Genomic DNA, 483 nt, shown 5'->3' with positions numbered 1-483 from the left:
CGTTCTTGGTTGGTGAATTGTCATCCAATTCTTTGCTTTTCTTCACGTGGAGCGGATTAACCACAGCGCACGTAACATGCTGTTCTCTTAAAAAATGGGCCAGGTTCAGCCAGTAGTGACCGGTCGGTTCCATGCCAACGATGACGTCTTGGAACCCTTTCTCCGTCGCAAGCTTTCTGAACCAGCTAACGAACATTTCGAAGCCTTCACGGTCGTTCTCAAACGTAATTGACTTCCCGAACTCGACTCCTCGGTAGTCTTGTGCTCGAGCGACATGTTTGAATTTAGCGATGTCTACACCGACAATTAAGGTAGAAGAAGTAATTTGATTAATACGTTCATTTTGAGTAGAATTCATTTTGTAGTCTCCTTGGTTTGTATTTGGATCCGGTCGCTGGCGAGCATCTGGGACCCTCATACATCATACCAAGGAGTCTTTTTGTTTCTCAAACCTCGTATTTCTTCATTATAGGAATGCTGCCC

General features: G+C 44.9%; 1 protein-coding gene. It reads right to left on the bottom strand.

From position 1 onward, the window contains the following. Positions 1-358 (bottom strand): IS110 family transposase (locus M3194_RS30830; RefSeq protein ID WP_251657956.1); only part of this gene is annotated, 358 nt, incomplete at its 3' end. Positions 359-483: the final 125 nt, after the last annotated feature.

The sequence above is a fragment of the Paenibacillus glycanilyticus genome (genome assembly GCF_023715145.1).
In the GTDB taxonomy this organism is placed as follows: Bacteria; Bacillota; Bacilli; order Paenibacillales; family Paenibacillaceae; genus Pristimantibacillus; species Pristimantibacillus glycanilyticus_A.
This window is presented reverse-complemented; position numbering and strand designations above follow the sequence as displayed.